This is a genomic window from Cohnella faecalis (assembly GCF_003570905.1).
Lineage (GTDB): Bacteria > Bacillota > Bacilli > Paenibacillales > Paenibacillaceae > Cohnella > Cohnella faecalis.
The window spans coordinates 1-21,655 of the sequence record NZ_QXJM01000016.1; the positions used below are offsets into that span (position 1 = coordinate 1).

The window sequence follows — 21,655 nt, forward strand, 5'->3', positions numbered from 1 at the left end:
CCGTTGCTTATTCCGGATTCTCCGTACGTAGGGACCGGCATGGAGCACAAGTCGGCGAAAGACTCCGGGTATGTATTGTGTCCAAGCATGACGGATTATTGAGCGCGTATCCGCTAACGAAATCTGGGTGCGCAGAATCGAAATCGTCGATGGCAAAGAAGTCAAAGGCGACGTCGTGAAGCATAAGCTTCAAAAGTTTATGCGTTCCAACCAAGGCACGTGCATCAACCAACGTCCGATTTGCCGTAAAGGCGACATCGTGAAGAAGGGCGACATTCTTGCCGACGGTCCGTCTACGGATACCGGCGAATTGGCTCTTGGCCGCAACGTTGTCGTAGCCTTTATGACATGGGAAGGTTATAACTACGAGGATGCCATCCTGCTCTCCGAGAAAATGGTGCGGGAAGACGTCTACACCTCGATTCATATTGAAGAATACGAGTCCGAAGCTCGCGATACGAAGCTTGGACCGGAAGAAATCACCCGCGATATTCCGAACGTAGGGAAGACGCTCTACGCAACCTCGACGAGCGCGGAATTATCCGCGTCGGCGCGGAAATCGCAGCCGGCGACATTCTGGTCGGTAAAGTAACGCCGAAAGGCGTCACCGAGCTGACGGCGGAAGAGCGCTTGCTTCACGCCATCTTCGGCGAGAAAGCGCGCGAAGTTCGCGATACCTCCTTGCGGGTGCCTCACGTACCGACGGATCGTCGTCGACGTCAAAGTGTTTACTCGCGAGAACGGCGACGAATTGCCGCCGGGCGTTAACCAACTCGTACGCGTATATATTGCGCAAAAACGGAAAATTTCCGAAGGCGATAAAATGCCGGACGCCACGGTAACAAAGGTGTCATCGCCCGTATTTTGCCTGAAGAAGATATGCCGTTTCTGCCGGACGGAACTCCGGTTCAAGTCGTCCTGAACCCTCTGGGCGTTCCTTCCCGGATGAACATCGGACAGGTGCTTGAAGTCCATCTCGGCATGGCCTGCAAAATTCTCGGAATTCGTGCAGCCACTCCGGTATTCGACGGCTCGCTCGCGAGAACGACGTATTCGATACGATGGAAGAAGCCGGCATGCAGCGTAACGGCAAGACGAAGCTTTACGACGGCCGGACGGGCGAACCGTTCGAGCGTGAAGTGACGGTTGGCGTCATGTACATGATTAAGCTGGCTCACATGGTCGACGATAAAATCCATGCCCGTTCGACCGGTCCATACTCCCTCGTTACGCAGCAGCCGTTGGGCGGTAAAGCTCAGTTCGGCGGCCAACGCTTCGGGAGATGGAGGTATGGGCGCTCGAGGCTTATGGCGCCGCATATACGCTGCAAGAGATTTTGACCGTCAAGTCCGATGACGTTGTCGGTCGCGTAAAAACGTACGAGTCGATCGTCAAGGGCGAGAACGTACCGGAACCGGGCGTTCCGGAGTCGTTCAAGGTATTGATCAAAGAACTCCAGAGCCTTGCATGGACGTGAAGATCCTATCCGGGGACGAATCAGAGATCGAAATGAAAGAGATCGACGACGAAGAAGATGCCGCAGGCGATAAGTTGAACCTCAACCTTGAAGGTTCCGAAGTCGGCGCTTCCGAATAACAATGACCGAAGGGTGCGGCAACATAGGGTTCGCCGCGCCCTCCCGTCGTTTGGCGCCGGAAGCCTGTTCGGGGCCGTCGTTGAAGTCATCAAACCTAGCAACGATGAAGGAGGGCTTGCTCCTTGTTAGACGTCAATAACTTTGAGTTTATGAAAATCGGTCTCGCTTCCCCGGATAAAATCCGGTCATGGTCGCGCGGCGAAGTTAAAAAGCCGGAAACGATCAATTACCGTACGCTTAAGCCGGAGAAGGAAGGCCTTTTCTGCGAGAAAATTTTCGGGCCGACCAAGGACTGGGAATGCCATTGCGGAAAATACAAACGGGTTCGTTACAAAGGCGTTGTCTGCGATCGCTGCGGCGTTGAAGTCACCCGCGCCAAAGTTCGCCGCGAGCGCATGGGCCATATCGAATTGGCGGCTCCCGTCTCTCATATCTGGTACTTCAAAGGAATCCCTAGCCGTATGGGGCTTGCGCTCGATATGTCTCCTCGTTCTCTCGAGGAAATTATCTATTTCGCCTCCTACGTCGTAACGGATCCAGGCGATACGCCTCTTGAGAAGAAGCAGCTTCTTTCCGAGAAGGAGTACCGCAGCTATCGCGAGAAATACGGCTATGCGTTCTCCGCTGGAATGGGAGCCGAAGCCGTGAAGAAGCTTCTTCAGGATATCGATCTCGACCGCGAGCTCGAAATGCTGAAAGAAGAGCTTCGCACCGCGCAAGGCCAACGTCGTAACCGCGCGATCAAACGTCTCGAAGTCGTCGAATCGTTCCGCAACTCCGGCAACCTGCCGGATTGGATGATTCTCGACGTGCTGCCGGTCATTCCTCCGGAGCTGCGTCCGATGGTTCAGCTCGATGGCGGCCGTTTCGCGACGTCCGACTTGAACGATTTGTATCGCCGCGTTATCAACCGGAATAACCGTCTGAAACGTCTGTTGGATCTGGGCGCTCCGGACATCATCGTTCAGAACGAGAAGCGGATGCTGCAGGAAGCCGTAGACGCCTTGATCGACAACGGCCGCCCGGACGTCCGGTAACCGGACCGGGCAACCGTCCTTTGAAATCCCTCAGCCACATGCTGAAAGGTAAACAAGGCCGTTTCCGCCAGAACTTGCTCGGTAAGCGCGTCGACTATTCCGGTCGTTCGGTTATCGTTGTAGGCCCAAGCTTGAAAATGTACCAATGCGGTTTGCCGAAGGAAATGGCTCTGGAGCTGTTCAAGCCTTTCGTTATGAAAGAGCTTGTGCTCAAAGGCCTTGCTCATAATATCAAGAGCGCGAAACGTAAAGTCGAGCGCGTTAGTCCGGAAGTTTGGGATGTCCTCGAGGATGTCATCAAAGAACATCCGGTTCTGCTCAACCGTGCGCCAACGCTTCACCGTCTCGGGATTCAGGCGTTCGAGCCTATCCTCGTAGAAGGCCGCGCCATTAAGCTTCACCCGCTCGTCTGTACGGCTTACAATGCCGACTTCGACGGCGACCAAATGGCCGTTCACGTGCCGTTGTCGGCCGAAGCGCAAGCGGAAGCGCGCCTGCTCATGCTCGCGTCGGGCAACATCTTGAACCCTAAAGACGGCAAGCCTGTCGTTACTCCGTCCCAGGATATGGTTCTCGGTTGCTTCTACTTGACGATGGACAACAAAAACGCTCCGGGCTCCGTCTTCGCTTCTCGACGGTTCACGAAGCGGTGTCCGCTTACCAACGCGATCCGCTCGGCATTTCTCTCCACGCTCGCGTGACCATCCCGGTCAAAGAGCTGAAGAAGAAGACTTTTACGCCGGAGCAGCAAAGCGGTCTGATCATCACGACGATCGGCAAGATCATTTTCAACGAGATTTTCCCGGATTCGTTCCCGTACATCAACGAAGCGACCAAAGAGAACCTTCTCAAGGGAACGCCGGACAAATACTTCGTCTACAACAAGGGCGCGGATATCGATGCGCTCATGGAAGAGCTTCCGACTCCGGGCGCCGTAGGCAAAGAGTATCTGGGCAACATCATCGGCGAATGCTTCCGGATCTATCACACGACCAAAACGTCGGTCATTCTCGATAATATCAAGCAGCTTGGGTTTACGTATTCGACGCGCGCTGGCATTACGATCGCGGTGTCCGATGTCACCGTGCCGCAAGAGAAGCACGACATTATCAGACAGTCGGACGAGAAGGTCAAAGTCATTGCCAATCAATATCGTCGTGGTCTGATTACGAATGAAGAGCGGTATGACCGCGTTATCGAGATTTGGAGCCGGACGAAGGACGAAATTACCGAAATCCTCATGAAATCGATGGATCGCTACAACTCCATCATGCTCATGGTCGACTCCAAAGCACGGGGTAACAAATCGCAAATCACCCAGCTGGGCGGTATGCGGGTCTGATGGCGAACCCGTCCGGACGAATTATCGAATTGCCGATCAAATCGAACTTCCGCGAAGGGCTGACGGTACTCGAGTACTTCATCTCCACTCACGGAGCGCGTAAAGGTCTTGCCGATACGGCTCTTCGGACAGCCGACTCCGGTTACTTGACCCGTCGTCTGGTCGACGTCGCCCAAGACGTTATCGTACGCGAAGAAGATTGCGGTACCGACAAAGGGATTACCGTATCCCGCATCGAGGACGGCAAAGAGGTTATCGAGGATTTGTTCGACCGTATCGAGGGACGTTACGCCCACGAGACGGTACGTCATCCGGAGACGAAGGAAGTCATCGTCAACCGCAACGATCTGATCGACACGATCAAAGCGGAGACGTTGATCAAAGCCGGCGTCAAAAAAGTTCAAATTCGTTCCGTTCTCAGCTGCCGCGCCCGTCACGGCGTATGCAAAATGTGCTACGGCCGCAACTTGGCAACCGGCAAGCGAGTCGAAATCGGCGAAGCCGTCGGCATTATCGCGGCCCAGTCCATCGGCGAGCCGGGAACGCAGCTCACGATGCGTACGTTCCATACAGGCGGCGTAGCCGGAGACGATATTACGCAAGGTTTGCCGCGTATTCAAGAGTTGTTCGAAGCCCGTAATCCGAAAGGGCAGGCGATCATCTCCGAGCTCGACGGCACGATCAAGGAAATTCGCGAAACGAAAGACCGTCGCGAGATCGAAGTGCAAGGCGAAGCCGAGACGAAGGTGTACCCGGTCAGCTATGGATCGCGTATCCGCGTAACCGAAGGGCAGCATATCGAAGCCGGCGACGAGCTTACGGACGGTTCCATCGACCCGAAAGAGATGCTTCGCATCAAGGGCATCCGCGGCGTGCAGAACTATATCCTTCAGGAAGTTCAGCGCGTATACCGGAACCAGGGCGTTGAAATCAACGACAAGCACATCGAGGTTATGATCAAGCAGATGCTTCGCAAAATCCGGATCGTCGATCCGGGCGACACGACGCTTCTGCCGGGCGCTTTTGCCGAAATCCACGAATACGAGACCGCCAACCGCGAAGCGATCTTCGCAGGCAAAGAGCCTGCTGTCGCTCGCCCGGTCTTGCTCGGGATTACGAAGGCATCGCTTGAGACGGATTCCTTCCTGTCCGCAGCGTCCTTCCAAGAGACGACGCGCGTTCTTACCGACGCCGCCATCAAAGGGAAAGTCGACCGTTTGCTTGGCCTCAAGGAGAACGTCATTATCGGGAAGCTCATTCCGGCCGGTACGGGAATGGCGCGCTATCGCAACATTCGCGTCGTATCCGAGTTCGACGAGCCAGAGGAAGATTTGGCTCCGGAGCTTGAGACCGTTACGGTAGAATAATCGCTTCATTGCGTGAAAAGCCGTTTCGCCGGCAGAGAAATCTGTCGGCGAAACGGCTTTTTTTGCTGAAATGAAACCTTTTGCAATTTTGGCGGTATAATTCCATATCAGCTCGTTTTAGGGAGATTCCACCATGCAAAAATTGCTGATTTCGCTGAAGGAAGCCTTCAAGAGAGTATCCGGAAAGTCGATCCTCTCCGAAATATCGTTTGCCGTACGGGAAGGGGAAACGACAGCTATTCTTGGGCCGAACGGCTCGGGCAAAAGCTCGCTGCTTAAGCTGCTGAGCGGGTTAAGCTCGCTGTCTTCCGGCGTTCGAACAGTCGTCCATCCGACCGATCGCAACCTTGTTATCGGATACGCGCCGGATCGGTTTCCCAAGCTCCGGTTTACGGCTAGAGAGTATTTAATGAGCATGGGGATGATTCGCGGCATTCCAAGGAACGTCCTTGAGTCCAGAATTGAGCAGCTGCTGCGGCTATTTCAACTAGAGGAAGCGGCTGACCGGGAAACCATTCATTACTCCAAAGGCATGCTGCAAAAGACGAATATTATGCAAGCGATTCTGCAAGTGCCGGATGTGCTGTTGTTGGACGAGCCTTTATCCGGTCTGGATGCGGATATGAGGAAGCAGCTAATGGGCGTGCTTTTCGATCTGAAGGCTCAAGGCGTGTCGATCGTGCTTACCTCTCATGAAAAAGCTTTCGTCGAGCTGTTGGCCGACCGTATCGTAACGTTACGAGATGGAAATATAATTACGGACGACCTCATTATTCAGGACAGCGTTTCACGCCCGCAAAAGCGAATCAAACGGATCGAATTCCGATTGCCTGCGGATATTGCGAACGAATGGAACGAGCTGGCGGATATGGAGGGCTTCATAAGCTGGGAGCAGCTCGGCAGCAGCTACTATGCGGCAGCCGTATTGGCCGTATGCAGTACACCGATTTTGAAGGCCATTCTGGACGCCGGGGGGACCGTCGAGTCCGTGAGCGACCTGGTCTTGAAATCCGAGCGTGCAAGATGAGGGCATTAATAGTTTATCAGCTGAAACATTACATAAGATCGTATCGTTATTTTCCGCCATTGCTGCTGTATATCGTGAGCATTGTGTTCATTTACGGCATTGTACCGAACCCGGTAATGGAAAGCTACTCTCTCACTTCGGCCGTCTTGTTTCTTTTCTCAGCCTGGTTGGGGTTTAGCTATATCGATTCAGAGCACGAGATTCAGCAGATGATCGCGTCTAGCCATGCGGCAACGTCGTTAAATATTATTTGGCTAAAATAGTAGTCGGGTGGCTCCTGCCTTGTTTACTCGCTGTGTTGACGACGATCTATCCTGTGCTTCTGGATAAATTCGATAGACAGCCGGACGCTGCGGAATTCATGGTCGCAATGAGCGGTCATTTGACGGTGTCTTTGCTTGGTTTTGTGATATCCGTATTATTTACATCCAAATGGGTTCCAAAGCTGTATATGTCGACAGGCGGCCTTCTTTTGACGATGGCTTTATCGATTGCGGGACAAGGAATTGAACGATCGTTGCCTCACGCCTGGCGTGGGTTGGCATGGCTGCTGCCCCCAGCCTACAAAACGATTGCCATGCTAAGCGGATATGAAGCGGCGAACGGCGCTGAAATAGCGCTGGGGCTATTTTTACCGTTGTTCTATGCGTTTTTGGGAGCAGTCATTTTTTTGAGAAGGATGAACCGGAGATTGTTCTAAGATCGGACCCCGAAATTCGGAAGCCGAAAAATAGATAGGCATAAATAACGTAAAATCGGTATCCGATTTCTTGACAGTGTTCATTCGGGATGATACTATGTTTGAGTGTGTGCCTGACGTGCACCATTCTGCTTGTATGGAGGTCGATGTCGGATGACAACGAACGACTACGGATTGCAGGCCGGGAACGTCAAGATTGGCACCAAGCAGACGATCAAGACGGTGGAGCAGGGCGATGCCGCCGAGGTGTTCGTAGCGCAAGATGCAGATCCCCGTACGGTAGCTCGCGTCATTCAATTGTGCGAGCAGCTCGGAGTGAAGTTGACTTACGTCGACACGATGAGAAACCTGGGTAAAGCATGCGGCATTGAAGTGGGCGCGGCGATGGCCGCAATCATAAGAGAATAAGCAAGCCGGGTTTGGACTGGCGCTTCATCGTACTTTTCGTACGGGAGGAAGCCGGGCGGACCCTTTCGCATTTCTCAAAATGAACCGCCTGGATCTGTGGGCTTCGCAAAGTGGTGTCGGCTGTTCTGTTCTATTGCTTAACGTTCATGGGAAGGGGGTGGCAACAATGCCAACAATTAATCAACTCGTTCGCAAAGGTCGTCAACCGAAGGTGGTTAAATCGAAATCTCCTGCGTTGCAAAAAGGCTTCAATGCCCTCAAACGTATTGAGACCGATCTAAGCGCGCCTCAAAAACGCGGGGTTTGCACCCGTGTAGGCACGATGACTCCGAAAAAACCGAACTCCGCACTCCGTAAATACGCGCGGGTACGTCTGACGAACCGTATCGAGGTGACCGCCTACATTCCGGGGATCGGCCACAATCTGCAAGAGCACAGTGTCGTGCTTATTCGCGGAGGCCGGGTAAAAGACCTTCCGGGTGTACGTTACCACATCGTTCGCGGCGCTCTGGATACCGCAGGCGTAAACAACCGGAAGCAAGCTCGTTCCAAATACGGCGCTAAGCGTCCGAAAGTCAAAAAATCGTAATGCGCAAGGATGAATCGTCCGACGCACTACAACATGAATAAGAAAGGAGGAACTTAGATGCCTCGCAAAGGACCCGTACCGAAACGGGACGTTCTCCCGGATCCGGTATACAATAGCAAACTCGTTACTCGTCTTGTCAACCGCATTATGATCGACGGTAAGAAAGGCGTTGCACAGCAATTGCTGTACGATGCGTTCAACCTCATTCAAGAGCGTTCCGGCAAAGACGCAATGGAAGTTTTCGAAGCTGCGATTAAGAACATCATGCCGGTACTTGAAGTTAAAGCCCGTCGTGTAGGTGGTGCGAACTACCAGGTTCCGATTGAAGTGAAACCGGAGCGCCGCACGTCCCTTGGACTGCGCTGGCTCGTAAACTACTCCCGCAACCGCGGCGAGAAGACGATGGAAGAGCGTTTGGCTGCCGAGATTCTCGACGCTTCCAACAACACGGGAGCAGCAGTTAAAAAACGCGAAGATACGCATAAAATGGCGGAAGCGAACAAAGCATTCGCTCACTACCGCTGGTAATCGAAGGGAGATCCACCATGTCAAGAGAGTTCTCCTTACAAAATACGCGTAATATCGGTATTATGGCGCATATTGACGCGGGCAAGACGACCACGACGGAACGGATTCTCTTCTACACCGGCCGCGTTCACAAAATCGGCGAAGTGCACGAAGGTGCAGCGACGATGGACTGGATGGAGCAGGAGCAGGAGCGCGGTATTACGATTACGTCTGCCGCGACGACCGCCCAGTGGAAAGGTCACCGCATCAATATTATCGACACTCCGGGTCACGTTGACTTTACGGTAGAGGTCGAGCGCTCCCTGCGCGTATTGGACGGCGCCGTTGGCGTATTTAGCGCCAAAGAAGGCGTCGAGCCTCAATCCGAGACGGTATGGCGTCAAGCCGACCGTTACGGCGTACCGCGTATCGCGTACGTTAACAAGATGGACATCATCGGCGCGGACTTCCTGAACGTCGTTAAAGACATGAAGGAGCGTCTCGGCGCCAATGCCGTCGCTATTCAATTGCCGATCGGCGCCGAGAATGAATTTGTCGGCATGATCGATCTGATCGAACGGATCGCTTATGTCTACAAAGACGATCTGGGCAAAGAGCCGGTAGAGTCGGAAATTCCGGCTAACTTGGCTGACCAAGTCGAAGAGCTTCGTGCGGAGCTTGTAGAGAAAGTCGCCGAGCTGGACGAAGAGCTGATGATGAAGTATCTGGAAGGTGAAGAAATCACCGTTCCCGAGCTGAAAGCGGCTCTGCGCAAAGGCGTCTGCGAAGTGAAAATCTTCCCAGTCGTCTGCGGATCGTCCTACCGCAACAAAGGCGTTCAGCCTATGCTGGACGCTGTAGTAAGCTTCCTGCCTTCTCCGGTTGACGTGCCTGACATCAAAGGTACGCTGGACGACGGTACGGAAACGGTTCGCAAATCCGCAGACGATCAACCGTTCGCGGCGCTTGCGTTCAAAATCATGACCGACCCTTACGTCGGTAAGCTGACGTTCTTCCGCGTATATTCCGGCGTTCTGAACTCCGGATCGTACGTTGTGAATGCAACGAAAGGCAAACGTGAGCGTATCGGCCGTATTCTTCAGATGCATGCGAACAGCCGCCAAGAAATCAGCGAAGTATACGCTGGTGACATTGCAGCTGCCGTAGGCTTGAAGGATACGACGACAGGCGACACGCTGTGCGACGAGAAGAACCCGGTTATTCTCGAATCGATGAACTTCCCTGAGCCGGTTATCCAGCTCGCGGTCGAGCCGAAAACGAAAGCCGACCAAGACAAAATGGGTATCGCTCTTCAGAAGCTCGCCGAGGAAGATCCTACGTTCCGCGCTCATACGGACGAAGAAACGGGACAAACGATCATCGCAGGTATGGGTGAGCTTCACCTTGAAATCCTCGTTGACCGTATGCTCCGCGAATTCAAAGTCGAGACGAACGTCGGTAAACCGCAAGTAGCTTATCGCGAAACGTTCAAATCCGCGGCCAAAGTCGAAGGCAAGTTTGTTCGCCAATCCGGCGGACGCGGACAATACGGACATTGCTGGGTTGAGTTCCAACCGGTTGAAGCTGGCGTAGGTTTCTCGTTCGAGAACAAAGTCGTCGGCGGTGCTATTCCTCGCGAATACATCGCTCCAATTCAAGCGGGTATCGAAGAATCGATGAAAAACGGCGTTCTGGCGGGCTTCCCGCTCGTGGACATCAAAGCCATCGTATTCGACGGTTCTTACCACGATGTCGACTCCAACGAGATGGCGTTCAAAATCGCCGGCTCGATGGCGCTCAAAGCGGCCAAAGAAAAATGTAATCCTGTTCTTCTCGAGCCGATCATGAAAGTCGAAGTTACTGTTCCTGAAGAGTACATGGGCGACGTAATGGGTATGCTGAACTCCCGTCGCGGTCGTATCGAAGGCATGGACACGCGCCACGGCGCTCAAATCATTCGTGCCAAGGTACCTCTTGCCGAGATGTTCGGTTACTCCACAACGCTTCGTTCCGGTACGCAAGGACGCGGAGTATTCTCGATGGAGCTTTCGCACTACGAAGAAGTGCCTAAGTCGATTTCCGAAGAGATTATTTCCAAACACAAAGGCGCTTAAGCGCTCAACGATTTGTAAGCGGACGGGCAGGGGAGTCGCGGCGTAAGCCTCGATTCGCCGCCCGCCACCCTATAAATTCCTTTTACTTATAAGGAGGAGAAAAGTTACATGGCAAAGGCTAAGTTCGAACGTAACAAACCACACGTTAACATCGGTACGATCGGTCACGTCGACCACGGTAAAACGACGCTGACGGCTGCAATCACGACGGTTCTTTCGAAAAAATACGGCGGTGCTGCCGTAGCATTCGATCAAATCGACAAAGCTCCGGAAGAGCGCGAGCGCGGTATCACGATTTCCACCGCTCACGTTGAGTACGAAACTCCTAACCGTCACTACGCACACGTTGACTGCCCAGGACACGCCGACTATGTTAAAAACATGATCACCGGCGCTGCTCAAATGGACGGAGCGATCCTGGTTGTATCCGCTGCTGACGGCCCTATGCCGCAAACGCGCGAGCACATCCTGCTCTCCAAACAAGTAGGCGTTCCTTACATCGTCGTATTCTTGAACAAATGCGACATGGTTGAAGACGAAGAGCTGCTTGAACTGGTTGAGATGGAAGTACGCGACCTGTTGAACGAATATGAGTTCCCAGGCGACGACACTCCAATCATCCGCGGCGCTGCTCGTGAAGCTCTGCAAAACCCTGACGGTCCTTGGGCCGACAAAATCATTGAGCTGTTCGAGCAAGTCGACACGTACATCCCGCAACCAGAGCGCGATGTCGCTAAACCTTTCTTGATGCCAGTCGAGGACGTCTTCACGATCACGGGTCGCGGTACTGTTGCTACTGGCCGCGTAGAGCGTGGAACGATCAAAATCGGCGACGAGATCGAAATCATCGGTCTGGTTGAAGAAAGCCGCAAATCCGTCGTTACGGGCGTTGAAATGTTCCGTAAATTGCTTGACTCCGCTCAAGCCGGCGACAACATCGGCGCATTGCTTCGCGGCGTTGACCGTAAAGACATCGAGCGTGGACAAGTTCTGGCAAAACCGGGTTCGGTTAAGCCTCACACGGAATTCACGGCTCAAATCTACGTTCTGACCCAATCCGAGGGTGGCCGTCACAAGCCTTTCTTCACGGGTTACCGTCCGCAGTTCTACTTCCGGACGACTGACGTTACGGGCATCATCGATCTGCCAGAAGGCACTGAGATGGTTATGCCAGGCGACAACATCACCGTTACCGTTAAACTGATCGCTCCAATCGCTGTTGAAGAAGGAACTCGCTTCTCCATCCGTGAAGGCGGTCGTACGGTAGGCGCTGGCGCTGTAGCTTCCATCCAAAAATAAGTTCGCATTTCATGCGACGAAGACCGTACGCGAATCATTTCGCGTACGGTCTTTTTTTGTTCAAGACGCATACCTGACCAAAGCCGGGCGTGTAGCCAAACCAAGCCAGACCAAACCGAGCTAAGCCAGACTAACGTCGAATGACCGACGATACTCGTCTGGACCGATATTCAAGCCAAATCCAATGCCGAATGACCGCCGATACTCGACTGGGCGGATATTCAAGCCAAACTCAACGCCGAATGACCGACGATACTCGTCTAGACTGATATTCAACTGTAGAACATACCTTTATTTTGATGATAGAAAGTTATTCTAACAATATTATCTGCAGGAGGTGCAGTTAACTAAGGCATTTTTAGCGTTAAGCTCGAAAATGACAAAAAATAACTGCCCCTTTTACAGTCCAATCCCAACGGCCTGGCTCAACCGGATTGATAGCTGTATCTATTACAGTTAATCAACTGCCGGTCAGACAGCAAAGGCGAAAGAGGTGCTGACTTTTATAATCCAAGAAATGGACCGAATGAGCCGAAGTCGTCGGAATGCAGCGAAAACAGCAGGGCGATTTTTGGTCCGTTCTGACGAGTTTCTTCTATATAAATAAGCTGCGCGTTGGAGTCGGGCGTAGAGGCTGGTACAGGAATAAAAAAAGGTTGCATTCGTTTGGGCAGATCGCTATAATAGTGAATGTTGGTCTGTGACTGTGCGATGATGCGAGAGGTTGCCGACACACCCGGCCCCTTTGCCATAGAGTGGATGCTATGGTGACTGTCGGGTTATTCTCGCGGAGTATGTCCGATTCCAAAATTGGACGAATGAAGGAGGGAATCATATGGCAAAGCAAAAAATTCGTATCCGCTTGAAAGCCTACGATCACCGCGTGCTGGATCAATCCGCAGAGAAAATCGTAGAAACAGCGAAACGTACTGGTGCAGGTGTCTCCGGGCCGATCCCGCTGCCGACCGAAAAGCAGATCATTACGATCTTGCGCGCGGTGCACAAGTATAAGGATTCGCGTGAGCAATTCGAAATGCGCACGCACAAGCGTTTGATTGACATCGTCAATCCTACGCCGCAAACGGTAGACGCGCTCATGCGCCTTGACCTGCCGTCCGGCGTTGACATCGAAATCAAGCTCTAATTGATTTAGCGGTAGAAGCATTCTCATAAGGAAAAGAAAAGAGGTGTCAACATGAAAGGAATCTTGGGACGTAAACTCGGAATGACTCAAATCTTTGCCGCAGACGGAAGCGTCGTGCCGGTGACAGTTATTGAAGCAACCCCGAGCGTAGTGCTTCAGAAGAAAGACGAAGCAAACGACGGCTACGAAGCAATTCAACTCGGTTTCGCCGACAAGCGCGAGAAACTGGCGAACAAACCGGAAACGGGTCATGCCAAGAAAGCAGGCACGACACCCAAGCGCTTCATCCGTGAAATTCGCGGAGTCAACCTGGCGGAAGTCGAAGTCGGCCAAGAGCTGAAAGTCGATCTTTTTGCAGAAGGTGAATTTGTTGACGTAACGGGTATTTCCAGAGGTAAAGGAACGGCAGGCGCAATCAAACGTTGGGGCATGTCCCGCGGACCGATGGCGCACGGTTCCAAATACCACCGCGGTAACGGTTCGCTCGCAACGATTCGCGACGCCAACCGCGTACCAAAAGGTAAAAAAATGCACGGTCGTCTTGGTTCCGAGACAGTAACGGTTCAAAACCTTGAAGTCGTTAGAGTCGACCTTGAGCGCAATGTACTGTTGATCAAAGGATCCGTACCGGGCGCCCGCAACAGCTACCTTAAAATCAGAGCATCGGTGAAGAAATAATCTTTATCGCACAAGAAAGGAGGACCACTCATGCCGAAAGTTGCTGTATATAACGTGGACGGCGGTCAAGTCGGAGATATCGATTTGGCGGAAGGCGTATTCGGAATTCAGCCGAATACCCACGTCCTGCACAGCGCAGTCGTGCTCCAGCAAGCTGCAGTTCGCCAGGGCACGCACAAAACGAAAGGTCGTTCCGAAGTACGCGGAGGCGGCCGTAAACCGTGGAAGCAAAAAGGAACAGGCCGTGCCCGTCAAGGCTCGATCCGTTCGCCGCAATGGAAAGGCGGCGGTATCGTTTTCGGACCTACTCCGCGCAGCTATGGCTTCAAATTGCCGCGTAAAGTACGCCGTCTGGCGATCAAGTCGGCTTTGTCCAGCAAAGTGCAAGCGGGAACGATCATCGTTCTTGATCAACTGAACTTCGCTGCTCCAAAGACGAAAGAATTCGCTAAAATCTTGGGTAACCTCAAAGTCGCGCGCAAAGCGCTGGTCGTAACCGCCGATTTTGACAACAATGTAGCTTTGTCCGCACGCAACATCCCGGGCGTCAAATTTGTCGCCGCAGACGGAATCAGCGTGCTCGACGTGATGGTTCACGATCAATTGATCATCACGAAGGACGCAGTTGCTAAAGTCGAGGAGGTGTTCGCGTAATGAAAGACCCTCGCGATCTTATCAAGCGCCCGGTAATTACCGAACGCACGAGCGAATTCATCGATCAACGCAAATACGTGTTCGAAGTTGAGCTCAAAGCCAACAAAACGGCAATCAAACAAGCGATCGAACAGATCTTTAAAGTGAAGGTCGTCAACGTTAACACGTTGCGCGTGCCTGCCAAGCCGAAGCGTTACGGCCGCCACAGCGGTTACACGTCGGAATGGAAAAAAGCTATCGTAACGTTGAGTGCAGATAGCAAACCGCTTGAGTTCTTCGAAGCATCGGTATAACGAATTCTTGAAGTAAGGAGGGAATCCAAGTGCCAGTCAAAAAGTTTAACCCGACAACGCCCAGCCGTCGTCAGATGACGATGTCCACGTTCGAAGAAATTACGACGTCGACTCCGGAGAAATCCTTGCTCGCGCCGCTTTCGAAACGTGCTGGACGGAACCACCAAGGTAAATTGACGGTTCGCCATCATGGCGGCGGTCACAAACGCAAATACCGGATCATCGACTTCAAACGCACGAAGGACGGAATTCCGGCCCGCGTCGCTACAATCGAGTACGATCCGAACCGTACGTCTTACATCGCTCTGCTCAACTATGCAGACGGCGCAAAAACGTACATCATCGCTCCGAAAGGCCTTAAAGTCGGCGATGAAATCATGTCCGGTCCTACGGCCGACATCAAAGTGGGCAACGCACTTCCGTTGGAAAACATTCCAGTCGGTTCCGTTATCCACAACATCGAGCTGAAGCCAGGCAAAGGCGGCCAATTGGTACGCGCAGCCGGTACGGAAGCTCAGCTGCTCGGTAAAGAAGGTCAATACGTGACTATTCGTCTCGCATCCGGCGAAATTCGCCGCATTCTGAGACAATGCCGCGCTACGATCGGTACCGTCGGCAACCAAGACCACGAGTTGATCAACATCGGTAAAGCAGGACGCAACCGTTGGCTCGGCAAACGCCCAGTCGTTCGCGGCGTCGTCATGAACCCGGTAGATCACCCGCACGGCGGTGGCGAAGGCCGCGCTCCGATCGGTCGCAAATCTCCAATGTCTCCGTGGGGCAAACCAACCCTCGGTTACAAAACCCGCAAGAAGAAAAAAGCATCGAGCAAATACATCGTTCGTCGTCGCAGCAAGTAATCGTACTTTGCTGCACGATGCAGACGATTTACCCTCTAGCCGTGTTGAAGGGAGGAACATTCCATGGGTCGCAGCTTGAAAAAAGGACCTTTCGTGGATGGTTATCTGCTGAAAAAAGTGGATGAACTAACCGCTTCGAGCAAGAAAACCGTGATCAAAACCTGGTCCCGTCGTTCGACGATTTTCCCGCAATTCGTAGGCCACACTTTCGCCGTTTATGACGGTCGCAAACATGTGCCGGTTTACGTTACGGAAGACATGGTTGGCCACAAGCTCGGTGAATTCGCGCCGACGCGTACGTACAAAGGCCACAGTGACGACGATAAAAAGACAGGCAAACGCTAATTAACCCCTTACGTCGCTGGAATGATTGATGTAGCGCGCCTGCGGCGTCGCGGGTCAATCATTGCGATAAGGCGTACGTAAAGTACGGAAGGAGGTACACCGATGTCTCAGCAAGCGAAAGTCCATGTGAATAACATTCGCATTCCGGCTCGCAAAGTCCGTCTGGTTGTGGATCTGATCCGCGGCAAGAAAGTGGGCGAAGCGATCGCGATCTTGCGCCATACACCGCGTTCCGCATCTCCTGTTCTGGAGAAGCTTTTGAACTCCGCGGTTGCCAACGCTGATCACAATTACCAATTAGACGTGAACAAGCTGGTCATCACCGAAGCTTTCGTTAACGAAGGCCCGACGATGAAACGGTTCCAGCCGCGCTCCCAAGGTCGCGCGTTCAGCATCTTCAAACGATCCAGCCATATTACACTGGTCGTATCCGAAAAATAAGGAGGGACAACGTGTGGGTCAAAAAGTAAATCCGGTCGGTCTTCGCATCGGCATCATCCGTGATTGGGAATCCAAATGGTATGCCGACAAAGACTTTGGCACTCTTCTTATGGAAGACGTCAAAATCCGCGAATTCCTCAAAAATAAGCTTAAAGACGCTGCTGTATCCAAGTTCGAAATCGAACGTGCGGCAAACCGCGTCAACGTTACTATCCACACCGCTAAACCAGGTATCGTTATTGGTAAAGGCGGCGCTGAAGTGGAAGTGCTTCGCAATCAGTTGGCAAAACTGACTGGCGGCAAGAAAGTCCACATCAACATCTCCGAAATCAAAAACCCGGAACTTGACGCCATTCTGGTTGCCGAGAGCATCGCGCAACAGCTTGAGCGCCGCACTTCGTTCCGTCGCGCTATGAAGCAAGCGATCCAACGGTCGCAACGCGCCGGCGCAAAAGGAATCAAAACATCCGTTAGCGGACGTCTGGGCGGAGCGGAGATCGCTCGTCAAGAAGGATACAGCGAAGGAACGGTTCCGCTGCATACGTTGCGCGCCGACATCGATTACGGTACGGCTGAAGCACATACGACTTACGGCCGCATCGGCGTAAAAGTATGGATTTACCGCGGCGAAATCCTTCCGGCGAAGAAAAGAGCAGCTGAGGAAGGAGGCAACTGATCATGTTGATCCCCAAACGCGTCAAACACCGCAAGCAACACCGCGGTAAAATGAAAGGCATGGCCAAAGGCGGCACGGAAGTGCACTTCGGCGAATACGGCCTTCAAGCACAAGAGCCTTCGTGGGTGACGAACCGTCAAATCGAAGCCGCTCGTATCGCCATGACACGTTACATCAAACGTGGCGGTAAAGTATGGATCAAAATTTTCCCTTCTAAACCGATTACCCAAAAGCCTCTTGAGGTTCGGATGGGTAGCGGTAAAGGTAACGTTGAGAAATGGGTAGCTGTTGTCAAACCGGGCAAAATCTTGTTCGAACTGGCAGGAGTACCCGAGGAGATCGCACGCGAAGCAATGCGTCTTGCTGCGCACAAGCTGCCTATTAAGACGAAGTTTGTGAAACGTGAAGAACTGGGTGGTGAAGCGAATGAAGGCCAGTGAATTCCGTAATCTCACATCGGCTGAGCTCGAACAGAAGGTTTCCGGCTTTAAGGAAGAACTGTTCAACCTCCGTTTCCAACTGGCTACTGGCCAGCTGGACAACCCGCATCGTATCGGCGAACTGCGGAAAGAAATCGCCCGGGCCAAAACCATTTTGCGCGAGCGTGAACTCGGCATCGGTTAATACCAAGGCGGACTGAACCCTGTTTTGGAAGGAGGATTACCTTTGAGCGAACGCAACAACAACCGTAAAGTGCAAATCGGTAAAGTCGTGAGCGACAAAATGGACAAAACGATCGTGGTGGCTGTCGAAACGTACAAAAAACACAGCCTGTATCATAAACGCATCAAATACACGAAAAAGTTCAAGGCTCATGATGAGAACAACGACGCTAAAATCGGCGATACCGTGAGAATCATGGAGACCCGCCCATTGTCGAAAGACAAAACGTGGCGTCTGGTCGAAATTACCGAAAAAGCAGTCATCGTGTAAAGAGAACTGGCCGCTGCGACCGTTACTCAGTGCGTTCGTCGCGTGTCGGTCGTCAGCATAACTGAAAGGAGGAACTTGCGATGATTCAACCGTTTACGCGTCTGGCAGTTGCCGACAACTCCGGAGCGAAAGAACTGATGTGCATCCGTGTACTTGGTGGTACTGGACGCCGCGTCGGTCACATCGGCGATCTGATCGTTGCTTCCGTCAAACAAGCAACACCAGGCGGCGTTGTCAAGAAAGGCGACGTAGTAAAATGCGTTATCGTACGTACGAAGTTTTCTACACGCCGTAAAGACGGATCCTATATCGCATTCGACGAGAATGCGGCCGTAATCGTAAAAGAAGACAAAAGCCCGCGCGGCACCCGGATCTTTGGACCGGTAGCACGTGAGCTCCGCGAACGCGATTTCATGAAAATTATTTCCCTGGCGCCGGAAGTTCTTTAATAACCGGCCGTGGACCTAACAGGCAGGAGGTGGACCCATGCCACGCGTTAAAAAAGTGCTCGAATCGCACAACAATAAACTGCACGTGAAAAAAGACGACAACGTTCTTGTTATCACGGGTAAAGACAAAGGTAAAAAAGGACGCATCATCGCCGCATACCCGCGCGAAAATCGCGTATTGGTCGAAGGCGTCAATATGGTGAAGCGCCATACTCGTCCGAATCCGGCTAACCCGCAAGGCGGCATCATCGAGCGGGAAGCTCCGATTCACGTTTCCAACGTTATGCACATCGACCCGAAAAGCGGCAAACCAACGCGTATCGGATACAAAGTGCTAGACAACGGCACAAAAGTCCGGGTAGCAAAACGTTCCGGCCAAGAGATCGACTAATACCAAGTTTTGACGGAAAGGAGGTCACTGTGACACATGGCAGCAAGATTGAAAGAACGTTTCAATAACGAAATCACTCCTGCTCTGATGCAGAAGTTTAGCTACAAATCGGTTATGCAAGTGCCGAAAGTAGAAAAAATCGTCATCAACATGGGTGTCGGCGAAGCGGTTCAAAACTCCAAGGTGTTGGATGCGGCAGTTGTGGACATGCAAAAGATCGCTGGTCAAAAGCCGGTCATTACCCGTGCTAAGAAATCGATCGCAGGTTTCCGCTTGCGTGAGAATTTGCCAATCGGCGTGAAAGTAACGCTGCGCGGCGACCGGATGTATTACTTCCTCGACAAGCTGTTCAACATTTCCTTGCCTCGCGTTCGCGACTTCCGCGGCGTGTCCTCGAAATCGTTCGACGGACGCGGCAACTACACGCTTGGATTGAAAGAACAACTGATTTTCCCTGAGATCGAATACGATCAAATCGATAAAGTCCGCGGGATGGACATCGTCATCGTAACGACGGCGCAATCCGACGAAGAAGCGCGCGAGCTGCTCACCCAATTGGGCATGCCGTTCACGAAGTGACGAGAGCCCGCCAAACCCATTGGGAGGTGTAGTAGCAAGTGGCAAAAACGTCAATGAAAATCAAGCAACAGCGCGAGCCTAAATTCAAAGTCCGCGCATACACGCGCTGCGAACGTTGCGGCCGTCCGCATTCCGTTTTTCAGAAGTTCAAAATTTGCCGGATTTGTTTCCGCGAATTGGCATACAAAGGCCAGATTCCTGGCGTCAAAAAAGCGAGCTGGTAATCAGCCTAGTACGGGAAGGAGGTTTACCCCATGGTTATGTCTGATCCGATTGCAGATATGCTGACGCGCATTCGCAACGCGAATCTGGTGCGTCACGAGGCGGTGGAACTGCCTGCGTCCACAGTGAAGAAGCAAATTGCCGAAATCCTGAAGCGCGAAGGCTTTATCCGCGACGCCGAATATGTAGAAGACAACAAACAAGGGCTGATTCGTATTTTCTTGAAATACGGCCCGAACAACGAGCGCGTTATTACGGGGCTCAAACGCATCAGCAAGCCCGGCCTGCGCGTGTACACGAAAGCTAACGAAGTTCCGCGCGTGCTGGGTGGCCTCGGCATCGCGATCATCTCGACTTCCAAAGGCGTCGTAACTGATAAAGAAGCGCGCCAAGGCAAAAACGGCGGCGAAGTGCTCGCTTACGTTTGGTAATAGAACCCGCACAAGATAGGAGGTGTACCCATGTCCCGTATCGGACGTAAACCGATCCAGGTGCCTAACGGCGTGAACGTGAACCTGGACAACAACGTCATCACGGTCAAAGGCCCGAAGGGCACCTTGTCCCGTGAATTGCACAAAGATATGAAGGTAACGGTTGAGGCGGATGTTATTACCGTCGAACGTCCTTCCGAGAACAAACTTCACCGCTCGCTGCACGGAACGACCCGCAGCGTAGTAGCTAATATGGTAAGCGGCGTAACCGACGGTTTTGCTCGCAACCTTGAGCTAGTCGGCGTAGGGTACCGCGCAAGCAAGTCCGGCGACAAGCTGGTACTGAACGTTGGTTACTCCCACCCGGTTGAATTCGTACCGCAAGCCGGCATCGAATTCGAAGTGCCGGCTCAAAACAGAATCACGATCCGCGGCATCGACAAGGAATTGGTCGGCGCAACGGCAGCAAAAGTCCGCGCAGTACGCGAGCCTGAGCCTTACAAAGGCAAAGGGATCAAATACGAAGGCGAACGCATTATCCGCAAAGAGGGTAAAGCCGGCAAGAAGAAGTAATCGCCAGGCGGCGTGAAGCCGCATGAGGCAGCCTGACAACCGTCCGCAACTACCGTTGCTTGTAACGGTTGCAACAGTTAGAAAGGAGTGAATCTCGGAATGATTACCAAAGGCGACAAGAATAAAGCCCGTCTGAAGCGCCACCTTCGCGTTCGCAAGAAAATTAGCGGAACGACGCAGCGTCCGCGCCTCAACGTATTCCGTTCCTCGAAGCACATCTACGTGCAGCTGATCGATGACATTCAAGGCGTAACGCTTGCCAGCGCATCTACGGTTGATAAAGAACTGGCTGGTCAAGTCGGCAACGGCGGCAGCGTCGAAGCGGCTCGTAAAGTCGGAGAGCTTATCGCTAAGCGCGCTAAAGACAAAGGGTACGAGAACGTCGTGTTCGATCGCGGCGGCTACTTGTACCACGGACGGATCCAAGCTCTTGCTGACGCGGCTCGCGAAGCCGGTCTGCAGTTCTAGAACATTTTTAGTACAAGGAGGTTAACGACTTGCGTGTAGATCCGAATACGTTGGAACTGACGGAAAAAATGGTCCAAATCAATCGCGTCGCGAAAGTCGTCAAAGGCGGACGTCGCTTCAGCTTCAGCGCGCTCGTCGTCGTTGGCGATGGCAAGGGATGGGTCGGCGCCGGAATCGGCAAAGCCGGCGAAGTTCCTGACGCGATTCGCAAAGGCGTCGATGACGCTAAGAAAAATCTCGTATACGTTCCGCTGGTCGGCACGACGATTCCGCACGCCGTTACGGGTCACTTCGGCGCCGGCAAAGTGCTGTTGAAACCGGCATCCGAAGGTACCGGCGTTATCGCGGGCGGTCCTGTCCGCGCGGTGCTCGAACTTGCTGGAGTCGGCGATATTTTGACGAAATCGCTGGGTTCCTCCAACTCGATTAACATGGTTAATGCGACGTTGGAAGGTCTTTCCCGATTGAAACGCGCTGAAGACGTAGCTAAGCTCCGCGGTAAAACCGTGCAAGAGCTGCTAGGTTAAGGAG

Annotated in this window: 27 protein-coding genes and 2 pseudogenes; 28 read left to right on the plus strand and 1 reads right to left on the minus strand. The window is 52.8% G+C overall.

Translation table 11 applies throughout. The features are described from left to right. From rpoB to tuf, 9 genes and pseudogenes are all read left to right on the plus strand, one after another. Positions 1-1,596, plus strand: a pseudogene (gene rpoB, locus D3H35_RS02190) (DNA-directed RNA polymerase subunit beta); the annotation flags it as partial. A gap of 123 nt (positions 1,597-1,719) precedes the next feature. After that, positions 1,720-5,343: pseudogene (gene rpoC / locus D3H35_RS33390) on the plus strand (DNA-directed RNA polymerase subunit beta'). A gap of 133 nt (positions 5,344-5,476) precedes the next feature. Beyond that, positions 5,477-6,370: an ATP-binding cassette domain-containing protein gene (locus D3H35_RS02200; protein ID WP_119147582.1), complete on the plus strand. Its 894-nt coding sequence runs from the start codon at positions 5,477-5,479 to the stop codon at positions 6,368-6,370. A 250-nt stretch (positions 6,371-6,620) separates the two neighbouring features. After that, the gene (locus tag D3H35_RS02210) at positions 6,621-7,070 is read left to right on the plus strand and encodes a hypothetical protein (protein ID WP_147355712.1); all 450 of its coding nucleotides are present in this window, start codon (positions 6,621-6,623) and stop codon (positions 7,068-7,070) included. 153 nt (positions 7,071-7,223) lie between these two features. Beyond that, positions 7,224-7,478, plus strand: coding sequence for a ribosomal L7Ae/L30e/S12e/Gadd45 family protein (locus tag D3H35_RS02215; RefSeq protein ID WP_119147585.1), 255 nt, complete (start codon positions 7,224-7,226; stop codon positions 7,476-7,478). 166 nt (positions 7,479-7,644) lie between these two features. Next, entirely contained in the window at positions 7,645-8,067 is a 423-nt protein-coding gene (rpsL, locus tag D3H35_RS02220; RefSeq protein ID WP_119147586.1) for a 30S ribosomal protein S12, read from the plus strand. A 57-nt stretch (positions 8,068-8,124) separates the two neighbouring features. Continuing rightward, positions 8,125-8,595, plus strand: a complete 471-nt coding sequence (rpsG, locus tag D3H35_RS02225; RefSeq protein ID WP_119147587.1) for a 30S ribosomal protein S7 — start codon at positions 8,125-8,127, stop codon at positions 8,593-8,595. A 17-nt stretch (positions 8,596-8,612) separates the two neighbouring features. After that, positions 8,613-10,688: an elongation factor G gene (fusA, locus tag D3H35_RS02230; RefSeq protein WP_119147588.1), complete on the plus strand. Its 2,076-nt coding sequence runs from the start codon at positions 8,613-8,615 to the stop codon at positions 10,686-10,688. A gap of 108 nt (positions 10,689-10,796) precedes the next feature. Continuing rightward, positions 10,797-11,987 carry an elongation factor Tu gene (gene tuf, locus D3H35_RS02235; protein WP_119147589.1) on the plus strand — a complete coding sequence of 397 codons (1,191 nt, stop codon included), beginning with the start codon at positions 10,797-10,799 and terminating at the stop codon, positions 11,985-11,987. 503 nt (positions 11,988-12,490) lie between these two features. Here tuf and D3H35_RS30235 read toward each other — a convergent pair. Next, positions 12,491-12,739, minus strand: coding sequence for a hypothetical protein (locus tag D3H35_RS30235; protein WP_147355713.1), 249 nt, complete (start codon positions 12,737-12,739; stop codon positions 12,491-12,493). Between the two features lie 83 nt (positions 12,740-12,822). On the opposite strand from D3H35_RS30235, the gene rpsJ reads away from it, so the two are divergent. From rpsJ to rpsE, 19 genes are all read left to right on the plus strand, one after another. Further along, entirely contained in the window at positions 12,823-13,131 is a 309-nt protein-coding gene (rpsJ, locus tag D3H35_RS02240) for a 30S ribosomal protein S10 (RefSeq protein ID WP_116065558.1), read from the plus strand. Between the two features lie 51 nt (positions 13,132-13,182). Then, positions 13,183-13,809, plus strand: coding sequence for a 50S ribosomal protein L3 (gene rplC, locus D3H35_RS02245; protein ID WP_119147590.1), 627 nt, complete (start codon positions 13,183-13,185; stop codon positions 13,807-13,809). 30 nt (positions 13,810-13,839) lie between these two features. Continuing rightward, positions 13,840-14,463, plus strand: a complete 624-nt coding sequence (rplD, locus tag D3H35_RS02250; protein WP_119147591.1) for a 50S ribosomal protein L4 — start codon at positions 13,840-13,842, stop codon at positions 14,461-14,463. Then, positions 14,463-14,756 carry a 50S ribosomal protein L23 gene (gene rplW / locus D3H35_RS02255; RefSeq protein WP_119147592.1) on the plus strand — a complete coding sequence of 98 codons (294 nt, stop codon included), beginning with the start codon at positions 14,463-14,465 and terminating at the stop codon, positions 14,754-14,756. The genes rplD and rplW overlap by 1 nt, the downstream gene beginning before the upstream one ends. A 29-nt stretch (positions 14,757-14,785) precedes the next feature. Beyond that, positions 14,786-15,616 carry a 50S ribosomal protein L2 gene (gene rplB, locus D3H35_RS02260; protein WP_119147593.1) on the plus strand — a complete coding sequence of 277 codons (831 nt, stop codon included), beginning with the start codon at positions 14,786-14,788 and terminating at the stop codon, positions 15,614-15,616. Between the two features lie 63 nt (positions 15,617-15,679). Beyond that, positions 15,680-15,961: a 30S ribosomal protein S19 gene (gene rpsS / locus D3H35_RS02265; RefSeq protein ID WP_119147594.1), complete on the plus strand. Its 282-nt coding sequence runs from the start codon at positions 15,680-15,682 to the stop codon at positions 15,959-15,961. A gap of 102 nt (positions 15,962-16,063) precedes the next feature. Then, positions 16,064-16,402, plus strand: coding sequence for a 50S ribosomal protein L22 (rplV, locus tag D3H35_RS02270; protein ID WP_119147595.1), 339 nt, complete (start codon positions 16,064-16,066; stop codon positions 16,400-16,402). A gap of 13 nt (positions 16,403-16,415) precedes the next feature. Beyond that, positions 16,416-17,078, plus strand: coding sequence for a 30S ribosomal protein S3 (gene rpsC / locus D3H35_RS02275; protein WP_119147596.1), 663 nt, complete (start codon positions 16,416-16,418; stop codon positions 17,076-17,078). A 2-nt stretch (positions 17,079-17,080) separates the two neighbouring features. Then, complete coding sequence (gene rplP / locus D3H35_RS02280; protein ID WP_119147597.1) at positions 17,081-17,518, plus strand: 50S ribosomal protein L16; 438 nt, start codon at positions 17,081-17,083, stop codon at positions 17,516-17,518. Continuing rightward, positions 17,505-17,702 (plus strand): 50S ribosomal protein L29, encoded by a 198-nt coding sequence (gene rpmC, locus D3H35_RS02285; protein WP_119147598.1) that lies wholly within the window; start codon positions 17,505-17,507, stop codon positions 17,700-17,702. Before rplP ends, rpmC begins: the two co-directional genes overlap by 14 nt. Positions 17,703-17,744: 42 nt before the next feature. After that, positions 17,745-18,011, plus strand: coding sequence for a 30S ribosomal protein S17 (gene rpsQ / locus D3H35_RS02290; protein WP_119147599.1), 267 nt, complete (start codon positions 17,745-17,747; stop codon positions 18,009-18,011). A gap of 80 nt (positions 18,012-18,091) precedes the next feature. Further along, positions 18,092-18,460, plus strand: coding sequence for a 50S ribosomal protein L14 (rplN, locus tag D3H35_RS02295; RefSeq protein WP_119147600.1), 369 nt, complete (start codon positions 18,092-18,094; stop codon positions 18,458-18,460). Between the two features lie 37 nt (positions 18,461-18,497). After that, a complete protein-coding gene (gene rplX, locus D3H35_RS02300; RefSeq protein ID WP_119147601.1) occupies positions 18,498-18,851 on the plus strand; it encodes a 50S ribosomal protein L24 in 354 nt (117 codons plus the stop codon). Positions 18,852-18,887: 36 nt separating this feature from the next. Beyond that, positions 18,888-19,430, plus strand: a complete 543-nt coding sequence (gene rplE, locus D3H35_RS02305) for a 50S ribosomal protein L5 (protein WP_119147602.1) — start codon at positions 18,888-18,890, stop codon at positions 19,428-19,430. Between the two features lie 38 nt (positions 19,431-19,468). Then, positions 19,469-19,654 (plus strand): type Z 30S ribosomal protein S14, encoded by a 186-nt coding sequence (locus D3H35_RS02310; protein ID WP_119147603.1) that lies wholly within the window; start codon positions 19,469-19,471, stop codon positions 19,652-19,654. A gap of 30 nt (positions 19,655-19,684) precedes the next feature. Further along, a complete protein-coding gene (gene rpsH / locus D3H35_RS02315) occupies positions 19,685-20,083 on the plus strand; it encodes a 30S ribosomal protein S8 (RefSeq protein WP_119147604.1) in 399 nt (132 codons plus the stop codon). 30 nt (positions 20,084-20,113) lie between these two features. After that, complete coding sequence (gene rplF, locus D3H35_RS02320; protein ID WP_119147605.1) at positions 20,114-20,656, plus strand: 50S ribosomal protein L6; 543 nt, start codon at positions 20,114-20,116, stop codon at positions 20,654-20,656. A 99-nt stretch (positions 20,657-20,755) separates the two neighbouring features. Next, on the plus strand, positions 20,756-21,124 hold the full coding sequence (gene rplR, locus D3H35_RS02325; protein ID WP_119147606.1) for a 50S ribosomal protein L18: 369 nt from the start codon (positions 20,756-20,758) through the stop codon (positions 21,122-21,124). 29 nt (positions 21,125-21,153) lie between these two features. Then, positions 21,154-21,651 (plus strand): 30S ribosomal protein S5, encoded by a 498-nt coding sequence (gene rpsE / locus D3H35_RS02330; RefSeq protein ID WP_119147607.1) that lies wholly within the window; start codon positions 21,154-21,156, stop codon positions 21,649-21,651. Positions 21,652-21,655: the final 4 nt, after the last annotated feature.